The sequence below is a fragment of the Streptomyces sp. NBC_01298 genome (assembly GCF_035978755.1).
Taxonomy (GTDB): Bacteria; Actinomycetota; Actinomycetes; order Streptomycetales; family Streptomycetaceae; genus Streptomyces.
Genome location: NZ_CP108414.1, coordinates 5572279 through 5591991, shown reverse-complemented (window position 1 = coordinate 5591991; position 19713 = coordinate 5572279). Strand labels below are relative to the sequence as shown.

General features: G+C 71.1%; 16 protein-coding genes. 4 read left to right on the top strand and 12 right to left on the bottom strand.

Annotated elements, in window-relative coordinates:
* Positions 1-175 precede the first annotated feature (175 nt).
* Both OG730_RS25485 and OG730_RS25480 read left to right on the top strand, forming a co-directional pair.
* On the top strand, positions 176-1528 hold the full coding sequence (locus OG730_RS25485) for a UDP-glucose dehydrogenase family protein (RefSeq protein ID WP_327306424.1): 1353 nt from the start codon (positions 176-178) through the stop codon (positions 1526-1528).
* Positions 1529-1733: 205 nt separating this feature from the next.
* Entirely contained in the window at positions 1734-3071 is a 1338-nt protein-coding gene (locus OG730_RS25480; protein WP_327306423.1) for a glycosyltransferase 87 family protein, read from the top strand.
* Between the two features lie 7 nt (positions 3072-3078).
* On the opposite strand, the gene OG730_RS25475 is transcribed toward OG730_RS25480, so the two are convergent.
* The 4 genes from OG730_RS25475 to OG730_RS25460 form a co-directional block, all read right to left on the bottom strand.
* A complete protein-coding gene (locus tag OG730_RS25475; RefSeq protein WP_327306422.1) occupies positions 3079-4158 on the bottom strand; it encodes a membrane dipeptidase in 1080 nt (359 codons plus the stop codon).
* A gap of 206 nt (positions 4159-4364) precedes the next feature.
* Entirely contained in the window at positions 4365-5576 is a 1212-nt protein-coding gene (locus tag OG730_RS25470; protein ID WP_327306421.1) for a dipeptidase, read from the bottom strand.
* The gene (purE, locus tag OG730_RS25465; protein WP_327306420.1) at positions 5573-6109 is read right to left on the bottom strand and encodes a 5-(carboxyamino)imidazole ribonucleotide mutase; all 537 of its coding nucleotides are present in this window, start codon (positions 6107-6109) and stop codon (positions 5573-5575) included. Before purE ends, OG730_RS25470 begins: the two co-directional genes overlap by 4 nt.
* Entirely contained in the window at positions 6106-7245 is a 1140-nt protein-coding gene (locus OG730_RS25460) for a 5-(carboxyamino)imidazole ribonucleotide synthase (RefSeq protein WP_327306419.1), read from the bottom strand. Before OG730_RS25460 ends, purE begins: the two co-directional genes overlap by 4 nt.
* Before the next feature lie 257 nt (positions 7246-7502).
* On the opposite strand from OG730_RS25460, the gene OG730_RS25455 reads away from it, so the two are divergent.
* The gene (locus tag OG730_RS25455; protein WP_327306418.1) at positions 7503-8060 is read left to right on the top strand and encodes a GtrA family protein; all 558 of its coding nucleotides are present in this window, start codon (positions 7503-7505) and stop codon (positions 8058-8060) included.
* Between the two features lie 36 nt (positions 8061-8096).
* Here OG730_RS25455 and OG730_RS25450 read toward each other — a convergent pair whose 3' ends face one another.
* Positions 8097-9362: a sensor histidine kinase gene (locus tag OG730_RS25450; RefSeq protein WP_327306417.1), complete on the bottom strand. Its 1266-nt coding sequence runs from the start codon at positions 9360-9362 to the stop codon at positions 8097-8099.
* Positions 9363-9486: 124 nt separating this feature from the next.
* Positions 9487-10164, bottom strand: a complete 678-nt coding sequence (locus tag OG730_RS25445; RefSeq protein WP_243335168.1) for a response regulator transcription factor — start codon at positions 10162-10164, stop codon at positions 9487-9489.
* 493 nt (positions 10165-10657) lie between these two features.
* Between OG730_RS25445 and OG730_RS25440 the strand changes: the two genes are divergently transcribed.
* Positions 10658-12175: a peptide MFS transporter gene (locus OG730_RS25440; RefSeq protein WP_327306416.1), complete on the top strand. Its 1518-nt coding sequence runs from the start codon at positions 10658-10660 to the stop codon at positions 12173-12175.
* A 63-nt stretch (positions 12176-12238) separates the two neighbouring features.
* Here OG730_RS25440 and OG730_RS25435 read toward each other — a convergent pair whose 3' ends face one another.
* From OG730_RS25435 to hutI, 6 genes are all read right to left on the bottom strand, one after another.
* Positions 12239-12412 (bottom strand): hypothetical protein, encoded by a 174-nt coding sequence (locus OG730_RS25435; protein WP_327306415.1) that lies wholly within the window; start codon positions 12410-12412, stop codon positions 12239-12241.
* 1547 nt (positions 12413-13959) lie between these two features.
* Positions 13960-15297 carry a hypothetical protein gene (locus OG730_RS25430; RefSeq protein WP_327306414.1) on the bottom strand — a complete coding sequence of 446 codons (1338 nt, stop codon included), beginning with the start codon at positions 15295-15297 and terminating at the stop codon, positions 13960-13962.
* Positions 15294-16409, bottom strand: coding sequence for a hypothetical protein (locus OG730_RS25425; protein WP_442815213.1), 1116 nt, complete (start codon positions 16407-16409; stop codon positions 15294-15296). Before OG730_RS25425 ends, OG730_RS25430 begins: the two co-directional genes overlap by 4 nt.
* 89 nt (positions 16410-16498) lie before the next feature.
* Complete coding sequence (locus OG730_RS25420) at positions 16499-17566, bottom strand: COG1470 family protein (protein WP_327306412.1); 1068 nt, start codon at positions 17564-17566, stop codon at positions 16499-16501.
* A 17-nt stretch (positions 17567-17583) separates the two neighbouring features.
* The gene (locus tag OG730_RS25415) at positions 17584-18243 is read right to left on the bottom strand and encodes an LPXTG cell wall anchor domain-containing protein (RefSeq protein WP_327306411.1); all 660 of its coding nucleotides are present in this window, start codon (positions 18241-18243) and stop codon (positions 17584-17586) included.
* Positions 18244-18420: 177 nt separating this feature from the next.
* Positions 18421-19599, bottom strand: coding sequence for an imidazolonepropionase (gene hutI, locus OG730_RS25410; protein ID WP_327306410.1), 1179 nt, complete (start codon positions 19597-19599; stop codon positions 18421-18423).
* Positions 19600-19713 lie beyond the last annotated feature (114 nt).

Below are 19713 nucleotides of genomic sequence, written 5' to 3'. Positions count from 1 at the left end.
ACTACCGTTAAGTAGCCCAAGCTTAGTGTCCGGCCGCCGACCGCGACACGGCCGTCGGGCGTGAGTTGCGTGACAGCGGGGTGGCCGACCGGTGGCGGGCTCCGGAATGCATCCCCGGCCACCGGCCCGACTATGCTCGGTTGCCGCGAACGGCCCCGCACCTCCAGGAGCACTCATGGCCCCCCTCAAGATCACTGTGATCGGCACCGGATACCTCGGCGCAACGCACGCCGCGGCGATGGCGGAGCTGGGGTTCGAGGTGCTCGGACTGGACGTGGTGCCGGAGAAGATCGCCATGCTGGCCGCCGGCCGCGTCCCCATGTACGAGCCGGGGCTGGAGGAACTGCTGGCCGCGCACGTGGCCGGACTGCCGGGCTCCACGGGCCGGCTGCGCTTCACCACCTCCTACGAGGAGGCCGGCGCCTTCGGCGACGTCCACTTCGTCTGCGTGAACACCCCGCAGAAGCACGGCGAGTACGCCTGCGACATGAGCTACGTCGACTCCGCCGTGGAATCGCTCGCCCCGCACCTGACCCGGCCCGCCCTGGTCGTCGGCAAGTCCACCGTGCCGGTGGGCTCCGCCGAGCGCCTCGCCGCGAAGCTGACCGCGCTCGCCCCGGCCGGCGAGGAGATCGAGCTCGCCTGGAACCCGGAGTTCCTGCGCGAGGGCTTCGCCGTCCAGGACACCCTGCACCCGGACCGGATCGTCATCGGGATCGACGGCGAACGGGGCGAGCGCGCCGAGAAGCTCCTGCGCGAGGTCTACGCGACCCCCATGGGCGAGGGCACCCCGCTGGTGATCACCGACTTCCCCACCGCCGAACTCGTCAAGACCGCCGCCAACTCCTTCCTCGCCACGAAGATCTCCTTCATCAACGCCATGGCCGAGGTCTGCGAGGCCGCCGGCGGCGACGTGGTGAAGCTGGCCGAGGCCATCGGCCACGACGAGCGCATCGGGAAGAAGTTCCTGCGCGCCGGCATCGGTTTCGGCGGCGGCTGCCTGCCCAAGGACATCCGCGCCTTCATGGCGCGGGCCGGCGAGCTCGGCGCCGACCAGGCGCTGACCTTCCTGCGCGAGGTCGACTCCATCAACATGCGGCGCCGCGGCCACATGGTCGAGCTGGCCCGCGACGCCGTCGGCGGCTCCTTCCTCGGCAAGCGGGTCGCCGTCCTCGGCGCCACCTTCAAGCCCGACTCCGACGACGTCCGCGACTCCCCCGCGCTGAACGTGGCCGGCCAGATCCACCTCCAGGGCGGCCAGGTCACCGTCTACGACCCCAAGGGCATGGACAACGCCCGCCGCGTCTTCCCCACCCTCGGGTACGCCGACACCGCCCTGGACGCCGCCCGCGGCGCCGAGGTGGTCCTGCACCTCACCGAATGGCGGGAGTTCCGCGACCTGGACCCCGCCGCCCTCGGCGAGGTCGTCACCGACCGGCTCGTCCTCGACGGCCGCAACGCCCTCGATCCCGCCCTGTGGCGCGCGGCCGGCTGGACCTACCGCGCGATGGGCCGGCCCCGCGCCTGACGCGGCGTCGGCCAGGCGTGGGCCCGGCATGGGCCGCGCGTGGGCCCGGCGTGGACCCGGCGCCTGACGTGGCGTCGGCCCGGCGGCCGACCCCCGCCGCGGTCTTGATCCGCTTCGTTGCGGAATGAGCGGTTTCACATCTCGTCACCGGATCGTTGGCGGGACCACCCGGGCCGCACACGATGGATCGCTAGACTCACGCCCGATGACCAGTACGAGCACGACCATCGACTCCGCACTCCGGGGGCGCGCCGGCCGCCTGGCCATGGCGGGCTTCTGGCTGGCCACCCGGACCCTGATGGTGGTCCTTCTGGTGGTGAACCTGCACGGCACCTCCTCGGTCCGCGCGGAGATCACCGTCACCTACAACAACTGGTACAACGTCCTCGTGACGGGGACCATGCCGCACGGCGACGTCATGTGGCAGTACCCGCCGGCCGCGGCGGCGATCTTCCTGTCGCCCGACCTGCTCCCCTTCCTCAGCTACTTCGAGGCCTTCGTCGCCCTGACGGTGATCTGCGACGCGCTGATCACCGTCGGCCTGGTCCGCGCCGCCCGCCGCTCCGACGGCAGCCTGGCCGGCGCCGTGCTGTGGCTGACCACGCTGCCGCTGCTGCTGTCGCTTCCCTTCGCGCGCTACGACCTCCAGGTCACCCTGCTCGCCGTCGGCTCGCTGCTGTGCCTGCGCTTCCGCCGCAAGCTCGGCGGGGTCCTCGCCGGAATCGGCGCCATGGTCAAGGTCTGGCCGCTGCTCACGCTGATCGGCACCCCGCGCGGCCGCACCACCCGCGACGCCATCCTGTCGGCCGTGGCGGCCGGGGCCGTCCTGCTCGCCGTGCTCGCGCTGTTCTTCCGCGACACCCTCGGCTTCCTGGGCAACCAGGGCAACCGCGGCATCCAGGTCGAGTCCCTCGGCGGCTCCGCCCTGATGTTCGGCAAGCTCGTCGGCGCCTGGTCCGGGAAGTCCGAAGTCCGCTACGGGGCCTACGAGTACGTCGGCCCCTACGTCTCCAGCGTCGCCATGCTCTCCGTCGGCCTCACGGGCGTCGGGTTCGCGTGGCTGCTGCTGTGGCGGATCAAGGCGCGGCGCTGGACGACCGCGACCCCGCTGGACGCCGGGCTGTGCGCCATCCTCGTCTTCACCATCACCAGCCGCGTGCTCAGCCCGCAGTACCTGATGTGGCTGGTCGGTCTCGCGGCCGTGTGCCTGACCTGCAAGCACACCACGCAGCGGCCGGTGGCCTGGCTGATCGTGGCCGCGACCGCGGTCACCACCGTGATCTACCCACTGACCTACGTCTCGCAGATCCTCGCGGGCAGCGGCATCGGCACGTTCCTCCTGGTGCTCCGCAACGGCCTGCTGGCCTGGGCCGCCGTCTGGTCCTGCCTGCTCCTGTGGCGGGCGAGCGTGAGCCCCGTACCCGGAACCGGGAACGGGAATGGGACCGGGAATGGGACCGGGAACGGGAACGGGAACGCAAACGCCGGGACCGCGGCGGCCCCGGCGCCCAAGGCCGGCTCCGAGCTGCCGGCGCGCGTCTGACTCCCGCTCAGGAGGCGGCCCTGCGGTGCTGGGCCGCGCGGGCCGTGAACTCCGCGTCGCGCACCACCCGCTGGGCGTTGCCCCAGGTGAGCAGGGCGAGGTCGGTCTCCGGCCAGCCCCGCTCCAGGAGTTCCGCGATCAGCCGCGGATAGCCCGAGGGGTCCGTCAGTCCCGTCGGCCGGCTGATGCCCGGCTCGGCGCCGAAGCCGGCGCCCAGGCCCACGCAGTGGGGGCCCGCGACGGCTCGTACGTGCTCCACGTGGTCCGCGACCGCGTGCAGGGAATCCCCGGTGAGCGCGGTGTCGAAGCTGACCATCGCCAGGCCGTTCGCCGCGCGCAGCGCGAGCAGCACCTCGTCGGTCACGTTGTCCGGGTGCGGATTGAGGGCGGCCGCCCCGGTGTGCGAGATGATCACCGGTGCCTTGGAGGCCGCGGCGAGCTGGCAGGCCGGTGCGGGCGGGCAGCCCCTGAGGTCCAGCAGCATCGCCAGCAGGTTCATCTCCTTGACCACCTCGTGGCCGAAGGCGGTCAGTCCCTCCATCGCCCAGGGGGCCCCGGCCGGCGCGAGGATCCGTACGCCCAGCGCGTGGAAGGCGCGCAGCGCGCCCAGCGAGTCCGTCAGGGTGCGCCCGGGTACGGGGCCGAGGAACGAGGCGATGCGGCCCCGGTTCCGGGCGTCCGCCAGGTCGTCGGCGGTCAGCGCGAGGCAGAGGCTGTCGGGGTACCGGCGCATCAGGGCCAGGGCCTCGTCGATCTGTTCGAGGGTGTCGGACACCACCTGATCGGTGGCGGCGGCCTCGCGCGGCATGAGCAGCGACCAGAACTGGGCCCCCACTCCCCCGGCGCGCAGCCGCGGGATGTCGGTGTCGATGCCCGCGTCCGAGGTCTCGATGTCGTGGTACGGACTGGTCCGAAGGGTCCAGACGAGGGTGTTGCTGCCATCCGCGACGGGATGGACGCTGAGCAGTGCGGCGGCCCGGTCCAGGGCGCCCGGGAGCAACGTGCCGGTGGGATCCTCGGCTCCTAGGGAGCCGGGACCCACGGGGGCCACCGGGTTCGTGTGCGGTTCGTCCTGCAGGTCGGCCATGGCGTGCGCTCCGGTCTCGGCGGCTGTGTCGTTGCGAAAAGCAGCGGGAGAGAAGCAGGGAAGATGTTGCCACCGTGACATGTGGGACGCCGGAGGCGCCCGGCGGATGTGGCGTTCGGGTGTAACCGGCGCAGATGTGCGCTGGTCACGGCCCGTACGCCGGATCCGCCGGGCGGCCGGCCGGGAAGCGGCGGGGCTGCTCGGCCTCAGGCCTGGAGCACCGCGTTGGACGGGCCCCGGGAGGCCGACTGCTCGCGCGCCACCGCCTCGGCGTCGCGCAGCGTCCGTACCGCGTTCGACCAGGTCAGCTTGGCCAGGTCGGCCTTCGACCAGCGGCGTGCCAGCAGTTCGGCGACCAGGTTGGGGTACCCGGCCACGTCGTCCAGCCCGGCCGGGGTGAAGGCGGTGCCGTCGTAGTCCCCGCCGATGCCGATGTGGTCGACGCCGGCCACCTCGCGCATGTGGTCGAGGTGGTCGGCGACCGTGGCGGCCGTGGCCACCGGGCGCGGGCGCGCCTCCTCGAAGGCCCGGTGCAGGGCCATCGCCGCCGGGGTCGTGTCGAGGTGGTGGTGGCCGTGCGCGCGCAGGTTCTCGTCGGCCGCCAGGGTCCACTCGACGGCTGCCGGGAGGATGAACTTGGGCACGAAGGTGGCCATCGCGATCCCGCCGTTGGCCGGCAGCAGCGCCAGCACGTCGTCGGGGATGTTGCGCACGTGGTCGCAGACCGCCCGCGCCGAGGAGTGCGAGAAGACCACCGGCGCGGCCGTGACCGCGAGCGCGTCGCGCATCGTGGTCGCGGCGACGTGCGAGAGGTCGACCAGCATGCCGATCCGGTTCATCTCGCGGACGACCTCGCGGCCGAAATCGCTCAGGCCGCCGTGCCGGGGTTCGTCGGTCGCCGAGTCCGCCCAGTCGATGGTGTCGTTGTGCGTGAGCGTCATGTACCGCACGCCGAGCTGGTGCAGGGCGCGCAGGGTGGCGAGCGAGTTGTTGATGGAGTGCCCGCCCTCGGCGCCCATCAGCGAGGCGATCCGGCCCTGCGCGCGGGCCGCCTCCATGTCGTCGGCCGTCAGCGCCCGCACCAGGTCGCGCGGGTAACGGTCGATCAGCTGGGCGACGACGTCGATCTGCTCCAGGGTGGCGCTGACCGCGTCGTCCCCGGCGTAGTCGGAGCGCACGTAGACCGACCAGAACTGCGCGCCGACCCCGCCGGCGCGCAGCCGGGGGATGTCGGTGTGCAGGTGGCCCTTCTGGTCGCGGCCGATGTCGCGCCGGTCCAGGTCGTAGCGCACGGTCTCGCGCAGGGCCCAGGGCAGGTCGTTGTGCCCGTCGACGACCGGGTGCTCGGCGAGCAGTTCGCGCGCCGCGTCCAGGTGCCGGGACGCGTCCGCGGCCCCCGCGGCGCTGCCGGGGGTCACTTGCCGAATCCGAAGGAGTCCTGCCCCGCGACCTTCGTACGCAGCCGCTTGCCCTTCTCGGTGGCCTGGTCGTTCAGGTCCTGGAGGAAGTCGTTCATACGGGCCCGCAGCTCCGGGTCGTGCGCGGCCAGCATCCGTACGGCGAGCAGCCCGGCGTTGCGGGCACCGGCGATCGAGACGGTGGCGACGGGGATCCCGGCCGGCATCTGGACGATCGACATCAGGGAGTCCATGCCGTCGAGGTACTTCAGCGGGACGGGCACGCCGATGACCGGCAGCGGGGTGACCGAGGCGAGCATCCCGGGCAGGTGGGCGGCGCCGCCCGCGCCCGCGATGATCGCCTTGAGGCCGCGTCCGTCGGCCCGCTCCCCGTACGCGATCATCTCGCGCGGCATCCGGTGCGCGGAGAGCACGTCCACCTCGTAGGGGATCTCGAACTCGTCGAGGGCCTGGGCGGCGGCCTCCATGACGGGCCAGTCGGAGTCCGAACCCATGACGATGCCGATGACGGGAGCTGCTGCGGAGGTGCTCATTCTTGGATGGTTCCTCTGAGGTAGCCGGCTGCGTGACGTGCGCGCTCCAGCACATCGTCCAGATCGTCGCCGTAGGTGTTGACGTGGCCGACCTTGCGGCCTTGTTTCACGTCCTTGCCGTACATGTGGATCTTCAGCTGGGGGTCGTGGGCCATGCAGTGCAGGTACGCCGCGTACATGTCGGGGTAGTCCCCGCCGAGCACGTTGGCCATGACCGTCCAGCGGGCGCGGGGGCGCGGGTCGCCGAGGGGGAGGTCCAGGACGGCCCGCACGTGGTTGGCGAACTGGGAGGTGATGGCACCGTCCTGCGTCCAGTGCCCGCTGTTGTGCGGGCGCATGGCCAGTTCGTTGACCAGGATCCGGCCGTCGGTGGTCTCGAAGAGCTCCACGGCCAGGTGGCCGGTCACGTCGAGTTCCTTGGCGATGCGCAGGGCCAGGGCCTGGGCCTCGCCGGCCAGGGCCTCCGAGAGGTTCGGGGCGGGGGCGATGACCGTGTCGCAGACCCCGTCGACCTGGATGGACTCCACTACGGGATAGGACACGGCCTGGCCGTGCGGGGAGCGGACGATGTTGGCCGCGAGCTCGCGGACGAAGTCCACCTTCTCCTCGGCCAGGACCGGGACGCCCGCCTTGAACGGGGCCTCGGCGTCCGCCGGCGTGCGGACGAACCACACGCCCTTTCCGTCGTACCCGCCGCGCACCGTCTTGAGGATGACGGGGAACCCGCCGACCTCTTCGGCGAAGGCGGCCGCGTCCGCCGGATCGCTCACGATCCGGTGGCGGGGGCTGGGCGCGCCGATCGCGTCGAGCTTGGCGCGCATCACCCCCTTGTCCGCGGCGTGCACCAACGCGTCGGGCCCCGGGCGGACGGAGATGCCGTCGGCTTCCAGGGCCCGCAGGTGCGCGATGGGCACGTGCTCGTGGTCGAAGGTGATCACGTCACAGCCGCGCGCGAAGGCGCGCAGGGTCTCCAGATCGCGATAGTCGCCGATGACGACGTCGCTCACGACCTGGGCCGCCGAGTCCTGTGGGGTGTCACTGAGGATCTTGAATCTGATGCCGAGGGGGATACCCGCCTCGTGGGTCATGCGGGCGAGCTGTCCGCCGCCGACCATGCCGACTACCGGGAACGTCACTCCTCCAGGGTATCCGGCGGTATTCCGCCATCCGGACCCACCCGGGGACGGCCCTGGCCGGTACCCGCCGCTCGCGCGCGGCGGGAGCGGGGCGGGAGCGCGGCGGGAGCGCGGCGGGTGTGCCGTGTGTCGCACGGTGTCCGAAGGCGCAGACGTACCGATGGGGCGACACTTAGCATGGGCGCGCACGGGTCAAACGTGTGGAGTAGACGTGTGACGCCTCATACGGGGGCCCCGAAGACAGGACTGAGCCTCATATGAGCAAGCCGGAGAACGGATCCGTCCTCGGCCGTGCGCGCGGTCTCGCGCGCGAGATCGCCAGGTTCGGGGCCGTCGGCGGGCTGGGGGTCCTGGTCAACCTGGGCGTCTTCAACCTGATCCGGCAGGTCACCGACCTCCAGGTGGTGCGCGCGAGCGTGATAGCCACTCTGGTGGCCATCGTCACGAACTACCTGGGCTTCCGCTACTTCGCCTACCGGGACCGGGCCGACCGGACCGGTGCGGGCCGCACCCGCGAGCTCGGGCTGTTCGTCGCGTTCAGCGCGATCGGGCTCGTGATCGAGAACGGCATCCTCTTCACCGCCACCTACGGCTTCCACTGGGACGGGCCGCTCGCCTCGAACTTCTTCAAGTTCACCGGCATCGGCATCGCCACCGTGTTCCGCTTCTGGTCCTACCGCACCTGGGTCTTCAAGGCCCTGCCGGCGCCGCCCGCGGCCTCGCTGGTCGTCGAGCAGCGTGACGGCCAGGCCGCGACCGCGCCGGACGCGCAGGCCGCCCCGGTGGCGCGGACCCCGGAGACCGCGGCCAACTGAGGCCCGCGGCGGCGGCTCCCGCCGCCCCGGCCGCCCTCAGCGGACCGTCTGCTCCGGCTCCGTGGGCGTCGGCGCGGTCCGGCTCAGGAACAGGGCGAACACCGGCGGCCGGGCCTGGAGCAGCTCCAGGCGGCCGCCGTCGGCCTCCGCGAGGTCCCGGGCCACGGCGAGACCGATGCCGGTGGAGTTGCGGCCGCTGATGGCCCGCTCGAAGATCCGGTTGCCGAGGTCCGGCGGGACGCCCGGCCCCTCGTCGGTGACCTCCAGTACGGCCTGGTTGCCGATCACGCGGGTCCGCAGCGCCACGGTGCCGCCTCCGTGCATGAGGGAGTTCTCCACCAGCGTCGCCAGGACCTGCGAGACCGCCCCGGGGGTGCCCACGGCGCGGATGCCGGTCTTCCCGGAGCGGACGACGGCCCGGCCCGCGCTGCGGTAGGCGGGGCGCCACTCCTCCAGCTGCTGTTTGACGACCTCGTCCAGGTCGAAGGGGACGGCCGAGCCCGTGCGCGGGTCCCTGGAGTTCGTCAGCAGCCGCTGGACCACGTCCGTGAGCCGTTCCACCTGGGTGAGGGCGATCGTCGCCTCCTCCCGCACGGTCTCCAGGTCGTCGGTGACCGTGATCTCCTCCAGCCGCATCGACAGGGCCGTGAGCGGGGTGCGCAGCTGGTGCGAGGCGTCCGCGGCCAGCCGCCGCTCGGCGGTGAGCATGCGGCCGATCCGCTCGGCGCTGGAGTCCAGTACGTCCGCGACCCGGTCCAGCTCGGGAACCCCGTACCGCTTGTGGCGGGGCCGCGGGTCGCCCGATCCGAGGCGCTCGGCCGTCTCGGCGAGGTCGGTCAGCGGGGAGGCCAGCCGGTTGGCCTGGCGCACGGCGAGCAGGACGGCCGCCACGACGGCCAGCAGGGCGACGGCGCCGACCACGGCCAGGGTCCGGCCCACCTCGCGGGTGACGGTGGAGCGGGACTCCTCGACGACCACGGTCTCGCCCTGCTCCCCGCGGGCGGTGCCCCGGACGACGCTGTCGGCGATGCGCGTCCCGATCTCGACCGGTTCACGGCCGGGGATCGAGATCCGGGCGTACCGGCCGGCGCCGAGCTGTTCGGCGAGCGCACCGGGGTCGAGCGGCTTCTTCTCCAGGACGTCGCTCTCGACGGTCCCCACCAGCCGCAGCGCCTCGGACTCGATCCGGTCCTGGGCGCTGCTGGTGATGGTGCGGGTCTCGACGATGACGAGGGAGACCCCGAAGACGGCGATGACGACGAGCACCACGGCGAGCGTGGAGTTGATCAGGCGGCGACGCATGACTCCGAGGATGCCCTAGATATCCAGATATACGGCCCCGGGTGGCTCCCTGGGTGCTCCCGGGGTGCTCCCTCGGTGCTCCCTCGGTGCTCCCGGGGTGCTCCGGCTCTTCCCGAAGGCGCTCTCAGCTCTTCTCGAAGCGGAAACCGACCCCGCGGACGGTGGCGATGTAGCGGGGGTTGGCCGCGTCGTCGCCGAGCTTCTTGCGGAGCCAGGAGATGTGCATGTCGAGGGTCTTGGTGGAGGACCACCAGGTGGTGTCCCAGACCTCGCGCATGAGCTGGTCGCGGGTGACGACCCGGCCCGCGTCGCGGACGAGGACCCGCAGCAGGTCGAACTCCTTCGCGGTGAGCTGGAGCTCCTCCTCGCCCATCCACGCGCGGTGCGATTCGACGTCGATCCGCACTCCGTGGGTGGCCGGGGCCTGGGAGGCCTCGGTGGCGCCGCGCCGCAGCAGGGCCCGGACCCGGGCGAGCAGCTCGGCGAGCCGGAAGGGCTTGGTCACGTAGTCGTCGGCGCCGGCGTCCAGGCCGACGACCGTATCGACCTCGTCGGCGCGGGCGGTGAGGACCAGGATCGGAAATCCGTGCCCCTCGGCGCGCAGCCGGCGGGCGACCTCCAGCCCGTCCATGCCCGGCAGCCCCAGGTCCAGCACGACGAGGTCGATGCCGCCCTGCAGTCCCGCGTCCAGGGCGGTGGGGCCGTCCTCCCGGACCTCGACCTCGTACCCTTCCCGGCGCAGGGCGCGGGCCAGGGGTTCCGAGATGGATGCGTCGTCCTCGGCGAGCAGTACACGCGTCATGTGGGTGATGGTAGTCCGCGGCGGGGGAAAGAAGAGGCCCGCCTACAGGCCCCTGTATATCTGTCCTCGGGGACTACTAACGGCCTTCGAATGTACCCAGTTGGTTCCACTGCAACCTGTGATCCATATCTCAAGTACTTTCATATGCGGCACTGTCGTGTCGTATGGTGTCGAGACGCCTGATGCACTACCTCCAAGAGACTTTCGAGCGAAAACCAGCCGAAAGTCTCTATTTCTGCCCTGATCGGGCAGGCATTGTTGTCGCACCGCCCGTTCCGGGCAGCAGATGACAGTGAATGACCTATGGGCCGGGCCCTTCGCGCGATGGAGCGCGACGGGCGTGGATCCCGGTTGCGGATGTTCCTTCGTCTTCGCCCCCGCGGAGCGAGACCCCCGGGCGTGGGGTCCGGGACACCCGAAGCCGGTACCGGCCACCTCACCGGGCGCCGTCGAGCTCACGAAGCCGCGCGTCCCGAGCAAGCAAGGATCGACCATGGCTTCCAGCCTGACGAAGGACTCGGCGGACCCCTCCACCGAGAAGACCTTCTTCGGACACCCCCGTGGCCTGGCCACTCTGTTCATGACCGAGATGTGGGAGCGGTTCTCCTACTACGGCATGCGCGCCCTCCTCGTGTACTACCTGGTCTCGGGCGGCGCCGACGCCGCCACGGGCAGCCAGGGCGGCGGCCTCGCGATGACCGCGGCGACGACCACGGCCATCTACTCCGTGTACGTCTCCATGGTCTACCTCATGGCCATGCCGGGCGGATGGTTCGGTGACCGCGTCTGGGGCGCCCGCAAGACGGTCGCCATCGCCGGATTCGTGATCATCGCCGGTCACATCTCGCTGGCCGTGCCGGGTCAGGCGATGTTCTTCGTCGGTCTGATCCTCGTCGCAGCCGGTTCCGGTCTGCTGAAGGCCAACATCTCCACGATGGTCGGCCACCTGTACGACGGTCCCGAGGACCCGCGCCGTGACGGTGGCTTCACGCTCTTCTACATCGGCATCAACCTCGGCGCCTTCGTCGCCCCGCTCGTCGTCGGAACGGTCGGCAAGGAGCACAACTGGCACCTGGGCTTCGCCCTCGCCGCCGTCGGCATGGCCCTGGGTCTCACCCAGTTCCTGCTCGGCACCAAGCACCTGAGCCCGAAGAGCAACCTGGTCCCGAACCCGCTGTCCCCGGAGGAGCGCAAGGCGGTCCTCACGAAGGTCGCGCTCGCGGTCCTGGGCATCGCGGTCTTCTACGGCGCCGTGGTCGCCCTCGGCGCCTACACGCTGAACTGGGCCCTGGTCCCGCTGACGCTGGCCGGCCTGTTCATCCCGATCGCCGTGCTGACGCGCATCAAGCGCGACAAGGACCTGTCGGTCTCCGAGCAGTCGAAGATGACCGCGTACATCTTCTTCTTCATCGCCGCCGCGGTGTTCTGGATGATCTACGACCAGGGCGGCTCCACGCTGTCCCTGTTCGCGGACGACAAGACCGCCGACACCGTCTTCGGCCTCGGCTTCTCGGCCACCTGGTACCAGTCGCTGAACCCGCTGTTCGTGATGGCCCTGGCCCCGGTCTTCGCCTGGCTGTGGCTGTGGCTGGCGCGCAAGAACCAGGAGCCGAACACCATCGTGAAGTTCGCGATGGGTCTGGTCCTGATCGGCGCCTCGTTCTTCGTCTTCATCGTCCCGATGAACATGGCGGGCGACGGCACCATGGTCTCCCCGATGTGGCTCGTCTCGATCTACATGATCCAGACCATCGGTGAGCTGTGCGTCTCCCCGGTCGGCCTCTCCGTCACGACGAAGATGGCCCCGCAGAAGTACGCCTCCCAGATGATGGGCGTCTGGTTCCTCGCGGTCACCGCCGGTGACTGCATCACCAGCCTGCTCTCCATCGCCAAGGTGGACCTGAACGGCACCTGGGTGATCGCCTTCGAGGCCGCCGCCGCGGTGCTCGCCGGCTTCGCGGTCTACTCGTACCGCAAGAGGGTCCAGTCACTGATGGGCAGTGTGCACTGACGCACGCCCCGTCCTTCACAGCAAGCGGCCCGGTACGCCAAAAGCGTCCCGGGCCGCCCTGTTTTACAGGGCGAGCAGGGCGCCCGGCCGGTAGCGGCCGCCCCGCACCCGCCGGGGATCGGGCAGCCGGTCCACCACCTCGGTCAGCGAGGCGAGTTCCGACAGGTCACCGGACGGGCAGGGCAGGTCGATGCCCCCGTACGGGCGATGCAGGACATCGATCAGGGAGGATGACACGCGAACGCGACCCCGGTTCGTGATCAGCTCATCTCGCAAGCCGAGAACACATCAGCCCTGCCCCGCAATGGCCTTGAACACAAGCCGGCGCGTGGCCTGTCTACTGAGGAGCGAGGGTCGACTGCAAGCCGCATGAGCCCGTTCTTGCAGGCGCAGGGGAAAGGGACATCACCCAGCACCCGAAAACGACCGATCAGATTCAACTCCTCGACAGTAAAGGCGACTTCACTAAGGGAACCGCCCTTTCGGACTACCCCTACGCAGACTCACCCCTCGGTGGGAAGTGACCAATATCTCACAACTCTAGGTAACGCTTTCACCAGCTCACGCTTTCTGGAATCATCTCTCACCCCTCTCCCCCTGGCGTTTCCAGAGGGAGAGGATTCTGTCGCCGGCTACCAATTCCTTAACTGACGTAGCCTTCACCAATTCACAATCAAGGGGGATGAGGCGTATCATGACCACATACAGCCTTTCCGCAGGAATGCGCAAGTGGTTCACCATGGGGACAGCCACGCTTATTGCGGCGGGGGGACTCGCCGTTTTCGGCGCCGGCCAGGCCTCAGCAGCAACTAATGGCTGGTCATGCAGTCTGGATCAGTCCATCGCCAAGAAGACGGTCACCTCCAAGTGTGTGGCCCTCACTGGGCCCGGAATGGATCGAAGCAAGACGCAACACCGTGCGGCTGCGTACTGCGCCATGGAGCGGGGCCGAGGGAACACCCACACCATCAACACGTGGGTGCAGGGGCCTTGGAAGCCATTCGGTCAGAACTCGTCTGTAACCTGCCCGCTCGCATCTGCCCTGATCATCGGGAAGACGGAGCTGAGGTAATAGAGACACCCGCCGGGTAAGGGATTTGCAGTGGCCGCAACACAACAAGGTGATCAGATGCCCTCACCGTTGCAGCTATTTTAATAGCTGCAATCCTGACGGTATTTAAATCGGCAATGCCATAAGATCTCCAGGTCACGCCGCAGGGCCTTCCGGATACATCCTGGAGCCGGAGACCAAAAGGGACACTGGCGCAGACTTGCGGGCTAACGGGGTAACGCTCCCCTGGATGAACTCGGGTCGACGCCGATGCCGAGCAAAGACCTTCCCGGTATCATTTTCGCCCTATTATGCGCGACAGGACGAAAAGGGTCACTGACACACTTCTGAACCGCCTGGTTCGAACGAAGAGGCCGCCGCACTACACGGTGCGGCGGCCTCTTCGCGTTTCTCACAGGCCGCACGGCACTCTGAACCAGGGCTGATGTGTTCTCGGCTTGCGAGATGAGCTGATCACGAACCGGGGTCGCGTTCGCGTGTCATCCTCCCTGATCGATGTCCTGCATCGCCCGTACGGGGGCATCGACCTGCCCTGCCCGTCCGGTGACCTGTCGGAACTCGCCTCGCTGACCGAGGTGGTGGACCGGCTGGACGAACATCGCCGCCGCCACCGACCATTACCAACTACTCGATCTTGAAACCTGACACATCAGCCCTGCCGCGCGCACCACGCCGGGAGGCGGATGCGCGCGGCTGCCGGGCGACGGTCCGGTTACCTCGTGCCGCGCAGGCGGCGCCACGGGGTGAAGGTGAAGACGGCCGCGCCGAGGAGCATCACCGTGCCGGCGACCAGGGCCAGGGCCTTGATGCCGCCGTCGTCCGAGGCTCCGGTCTGGGCGAGGCCGCCCGAGGTGCTGCCCGAGGAGCCCGCGGCGCCGGAGGAGCCGGAGGTGCCCGAGCCGCCCGGCTGGGCGGCGGTGTCGAGCGTGAGCGACACCGCACTGGACTTCGCCACGCAGGGCACCACGATCGGGGCGGCGCCCGGGGCCATGACCACGTTGATCGTCAGCTTGTCCGGGGTCAGCGTGGTCTTGCCGGTCTTGCCGGGCTTGTAGGTGCCCTTCATGTCACTGAGACTGACCGGCGCGCCGCCCTTGATCGGATCGGGGTTGCCCGGACCGCTGACCTTGACGATGCCGCTGTCGGCCCCGCCGAGCTTGATGTCCAGAGCCGGCTGGAGCGCTCCCGCGGGAAGGTCCATGGGGCTGTTCATCACGCCCTTGGCGGTGGTGGCGGTCAGGTCGTAGTTGCCGCCGTTCTTCTTCGCGTTGATCGTCACCTTGCCCTTGAGCGGACCGCCCTGGATGAAGGACCCGCAGTCGAAGGTGACGTCCACGGTCTGGCCCGGGAAGTCGGTCTGGCCCCCACCGGACTGGGTGGGCGCGGGGCTCGTGGGCGGCTGGCTGGTGGGGGGCTGGCTCGTGGGCGGCTGGCTCGTGGGCGGCTGGCTCGTCGGGGGCTGACTCGTGGGCGGCTGACTCGTCGGCGGAGCCGTGGTGGGCGGCGTGCCCGAGCCGGTCACCTTGATCGTGGCCCCGACCGGGACGGTCGTCCCCGCCTTGGCCGTGCACACGGTGTCCGTGCTCATCACGTTGATCTTGTACGAGGCCGGGGTCAGGGTGACCGTGCCGGCCTTCGTCAGCTTGAGCTTCGCCTTCATGGGAGTGACCACCATCGGCGAGTTCTTGGGGATCGCCGGGTTCTCCGCCTTGCCCTGCACCGCCAGGTCGCCGGTGGCGTCCCCGCCCAGCTTGATCACCCCGGACGGGGTCACCGAGTTCGGCGCCAGATCCGTGTAGCCCGGGTTGTCCGAAGCCGCCTTGGTGGTCTTCCAGACCACCTCCACCTCGTCGCCCACCTTGGCCTCGGCGGGCGTCACGGTGACCTCGGCCTTGGTCGTCCCCTCGATGTTGCTCCCGATCGGTGGATCACACACGGTCTGGAACGAGATCTCGGCCGCGCCGGCCGGGGCCGCGGCCACCATCACCACGCCCGCGCCGCCGAGAAGCAGCGCGATCGCGGCCGCGCTCATCCTCCGTTGGGTGTTCACAGGTTTCCTTTCGTCGTCGGACTGTTCTCAGACGGTGCGGACGTCTGTGCTGCCTGTGGTGCGTCGGATGGTGCGTTTGTCCCCGGCGCGCTGTCCGGGGTGAACCACGGCAGTGCCGCCGTGGTGGTCTGTGGGGGTTCGGCCGACGGGGCGGAGCGGGCCAGGGGCCCCCGTACGGGAGCCCGCGCGGGGCCCCGTACCGCCGGGATCCGCGGCAGCCGGGCGGTCACCGCCGCCGCCGGGTCCGGCCCGTGGCCGCGGTGGCGGCCTCCGAGCGCCGAGAGACCCGCGCGGGGGCGGACCTTGTCCACGACGGCCATGCCGATGCGGAAGACGCCGGCCGGGATCACCAGCAGGAGCAGGCCCCAGAACAGCAGCACCCCGTACGGGCGGGCCACGCCCCAGGGCTGCGTGGCCAGCACCGTCTCCCCGTACTTGAGGGAGAGGGTGTAGTCCCCGTGGGCGCCCGCGGTCAGGGTGGCGTCGAGGGAGACCTCGGCCTTGCCGCCGGGCGGGATGGTGCCCTTCCAGCGGACCTCCTCCCAGGTCGGCGCGAACACCCCGTGGGCGGTGCCGAGCTGGAAGACCGGGTCCTTGACCGCGGCGGAGCCGAGATTGCCCACGGTGACCGTGAACGTGCGGCCGGGCGGGGCCCCGAACCAGGTCAGCACCCCGTCCTCGCCCTTGAGCCGGACCCCGGTGAGCAGGGCGAGCCGGGCCGTGCCGCCCTCGGCGGGCAGGTCGGCGACCGGGTGGTCGGTGATCTTCAGCGCGGCCGCGACGGTGGACTGGTCCCCGTTGACGGAGGTCACGTTGACCACGCAGGGGCAGGGCTTGGGCGGGGCGACCACCGGGAGCTGGGCGGAGAAGTGCCCGTCGTCGGCGACCGAGACGGCCACCCCGTCGGCGTTGGCGCAGCTGTTGGTGCCGCCGATCATGTTCTGTCCGCAGACCAGCAGCATCACCATGGTCTTGGCCCGCCAGCCGGTTCCGGTGACGGCCATCTGCGTGCCCTTGGCGGCTTCCTTGAGCGAGAGGGCCACGGCGGGCTTGGCCCCGTCGTCCGCGGCGGCCGGGGCCGCCGCGCACAGTGCCAGCGCGCACACCGCCAGACCCGCCGCCAGCCCCGCCACCAGCCCCGCGCGTCCCGCCGCGACCAGGGCCCTGACCTTGCCGCCGTGTCTCCCACCGGCCTTGGCGCTCACCTGGGTGCTCCCGTCAACTCGTGTTCCGGCGCTGGGGATTCTTCGGGTACGGCGCTCCCGTGCGGCGCGGGCCCGGGCCCGTCACCGGACCGGATCCGCCGCTTGCGTACGAGGAGCAGCGCGCCCGCGGCCACGGCGCCGAGGCCCAGCAGCCCGAGGCCGGTCGTGCCCGCGATGCCCCAGGGCACGAACCAGGCCGAGGTGCTTCCCGTGGCGCGGGCGCCGCCGGGGGCCGTGACGGTGAGGGTCAGTGCGACCCGGTCGAACACGGGCGCACCGGGCCAGGGTTCGGTCAGCTCGACGCGCTGGCCGGGCAGCACCTCGACGGGCAGGGTGCGGACGCTGCGGCCCGCGACCTTGCCGAGGGTTCCCCCGGCGCTGATGGCGAGCTCGGGGGCGAGGGCCACGTTGCCGCGGTTGACCAGGGTGTAGGCGACGCGTGCGGTCGCGCCCTTGCCCCGTACGGACACGTCCTCGACCGTGAGCGCCGCCAGCGCCGGGCCGCCGACGCGCAGGTGGACCCGTACGCCCACCTCGCGGCCGGACTCGGTGGCGACGACGGCGGCCGGGTGGTCCCCCGGCGGGGAGCCGGGCGGCACGGTGACGGTGAAGGGGACCACGGCGCGGGTGTGCGCCGGGACCTTGACCGTGGTGCCCGCGCCGAAGCTGATCCACGGGCCCGCGCCGCCGGCGTGCCCTTCCGAGCCGCCTCCGGCGGCGGGCCCGGCGGGGCGCACGGCGAAGGCGCCGTCCGCCGTGTTGTAGACGTCGGCGCCGCGCAGGGTGATGGTGTGCTCCTGGTCGCTGGTGTTGGCCAGGACGAGGCGGTCCTCCAGCACCGTGCCGGAGGGACCGGCAAGGTAGAAGAACGGGCGCGCGACGTACGGGCGGGCCCCGGCCTTCGCCGCCGCCGGTGTGCTCCCGGCGACGGGCTCGGCGGTCCAGCCGGGCCCGGCGGCGGCGGCCGGGGCCGCCACCGCGCAGGGGAGCACGGCGGCGGCCGCGGCGGCGACGGTGGCGAGGAGGAGCCCGCCGGGCCTTCGGGGCGAGTGGAGCACGGGCATGACCGGGTGCGCTCCGTTCAGGACCGGGCCCGCTGGCCGCGCCGGGTCAGCCAGAGCACGCCGGCGGCGCCGGAGAGGATCACGGTGGCGCCCAGGGTTCCGAGGGCGATGGCGGAGTCCTCGGGGCCGGTCTGCGGAAGGCTGTCCCCGGTGGTGCTGCCGCCCGCGGCGCCCGCCACGTCGAGTTCGAGCGACGGCTTGGGGCTGTTGCCCGGGGTGCAGGTGGTGGTCGTACCCATCGCCTTGATCGTGAGCACGCCCGGCGTGAGGGTGACCTTGCCGGACTTCTTGGGCGTGTACGTGCCCGAGAGATCACTGATCTTGATGGGGGTGTTGGCCGGAACGGCCTCGGAGTTGGGTGCCCCGGAGACCGGGACCGACGCCTTCTCCGCTCCGTCGACCATGATCACGGCGCTGGGCGTCATCGCGCCCTTGCCGAGCTCGATGGGGCTGGAGGAGACGCCCTTCTGGAAGGACATCGTCAGCTTGTACCCGCTGCCTTCCTTGACTCCCTTGATCTCGATCGGCGAGACCGCCGACTTGTCCCCGATGGGGGTCTTGCAGTCGTACTGGACGTCGACAACGGCCGCATGGGCCGCGGGGGCGGCCAGCAGTACCGCCGCCCCCGCCAGCGCGGAGGCCAGCGCGAGCGCGGTGGAGCGTTTCCGGTCGGACACCTTCGTCTTCCCCTCGAACCTCGGGCCACAAGTTACTGACGGCACATCAGATGGGTGGCTCAAGGTAGCCCCGGGGCCTTACGGAGGGAAGACAAAGGACGACGCCGTATCAACAGCCCGTCCATAGGCCGCGATCCGCGCCCGGGGGCGGATCGCGGCGTCCGGATACCGGCTGTTTCAGGCCGTCTTGAGGCCCTTCTGCCAGACGGCCGAGACCAGCGGAACACCCGGCCGGTAGGCGAGGTGGACGTGGCTGGGGGCCTCGAGCAGGGCCAGGTCCGCGCGGGCCCCGGGGGTCAGGGTGCCGATGTCGGCGCGGCGCAGGGCGCGGGCGCCGCCGGCGGTGGCGGACCACAGGGCCTCGTCCGGGGTCATTCCCATGTCGCGGACGGCGAGGGCGATGCAGAACGGCATCGAGCTCGTGTAGGAGGACCCCGGGTTGCAGTCGGTCGACAGCGCCACGGTGACCCCCGCGTCGAGGAGCCGGCGGGCGTCGGGCCACTGCGCGCGCGTGGAGAACTCGGCGCCGGGCAGCAGGGTGGCCACGGTCGTGCCGGACGCCTGGGCGAGGGCGTCCACGTCGGCGTCGGTGAGGTGGGTGCAGTGGTCGGCGGAGGCCGCCTCCAGCTCGACGGCGAGCTGGACGCCGGGGCCGTGGGACAGCTGGTTGGCGTGGACGCGCGGGATCAGCCCGGCGGCGGCGCCGGCGGTGAGGATCGCCCGCGCCTGGTCGCCGTCGAAGGCGCCCCTCTCGCAGAACACGTCCACCCAGCGGGCGTACGGGGCGCAGGCGGTCAGCATCTCGCCGGTGACGAGGGCCACGTAGCCCGCCGGGTCCTCGGCGTAGTCCGGGGAGACGATGTGCGCGCCGAGGTAGGTGACCTCCTCGGTGTGCGCGGCGGCGATGCGGAGGGCTCGCGCCTCGTCCTCGACGGTGAGGCCGTAGCCGGACTTGGTCTCGAAGGTGGTGGTGCCCTGGCGGCGGGCCTCGTGGAGGTGGCGCACCAGGTTCGCTTCGAGCGCGGCGTCGGAGGCGGCGCGGGTGGCGGCGACGGTGGTGCGGATGCCTCCGGCGGAGTAGGCGCGGCCGGACATGCGGGCGTTGAACTCCGCGGTGCGGTCGCCCGCGAAGACGAGGTGGGAGTGGGAGTCGACGAAGCCGGGGATCACGGCGCGGCCCTGCGCGTCGAACGCGTCGTCGGCGGCGGGCGCCTTGTCGGCGGGGCCGACCCAGGCGATGCGGTCGCCGTCGATCACCACGGCCGCGTTCTGGATGAGGCCGAGGGGGGTGCCGTCGCCGAGGGCGGGGTCGTTGGTGACGAGGCTGCCGATGTTGGTGATGGCTGTGGTGGTCATGGTCCCTCGGGGTCGTCGAGTTGTTTGTTCCCCCACCCCGCCCCTTCCCGAAACCGGGGCTCCGCCCCGGACCCCGATCCGGGGCGGAGCCCCGAGGCGGGGGGCTGGGGGCGG

What these genes read in the sequence shown, in the direction of transcription:
- OG730_RS25420 (WP_327306412.1), bottom strand. Translation starts at nt 17,566, where the DNA reads ATGCCCGTGCTCCACTCGCCCCGAAGGCCCGGCGGGCTCCTCCTCGCC.
- purE (WP_327306420.1), bottom strand. Translation starts at nt 6,109, where the DNA reads ATGAGCACCTCCGCAGCAGCTCCCGTCATCGGCATCGTCATGGGTTCG.
- OG730_RS25480 (WP_327306423.1), top strand. Translation starts at nt 1,734, where the DNA reads ATGACCAGTACGAGCACGACCATCGACTCCGCACTCCGGGGGCGCGCC.
- OG730_RS25440 (WP_327306416.1), top strand. Translation starts at nt 10,658, where the DNA reads ATGGCTTCCAGCCTGACGAAGGACTCGGCGGACCCCTCCACCGAGAAG.
- OG730_RS25450 (WP_327306417.1), bottom strand. Translation starts at nt 9,362, where the DNA reads ATGCGTCGCCGCCTGATCAACTCCACGCTCGCCGTGGTGCTCGTCGTC.
- OG730_RS25455 (WP_327306418.1), top strand. Translation starts at nt 7,503, where the DNA reads ATGAGCAAGCCGGAGAACGGATCCGTCCTCGGCCGTGCGCGCGGTCTC.
- hutI (WP_327306410.1), bottom strand. Translation starts at nt 19,599, where the DNA reads ATGACCACCACAGCCATCACCAACATCGGCAGCCTCGTCACCAACGAC.
- OG730_RS25445 (WP_243335168.1), bottom strand. Translation starts at nt 10,164, where the DNA reads ATGACGCGTGTACTGCTCGCCGAGGACGACGCATCCATCTCGGAACCC.
- OG730_RS25485 (WP_327306424.1), top strand. Translation starts at nt 176, where the DNA reads ATGGCCCCCCTCAAGATCACTGTGATCGGCACCGGATACCTCGGCGCA.
- OG730_RS25475 (WP_327306422.1), bottom strand. Translation starts at nt 4,158, where the DNA reads ATGGCCGACCTGCAGGACGAACCGCACACGAACCCGGTGGCCCCCGTG.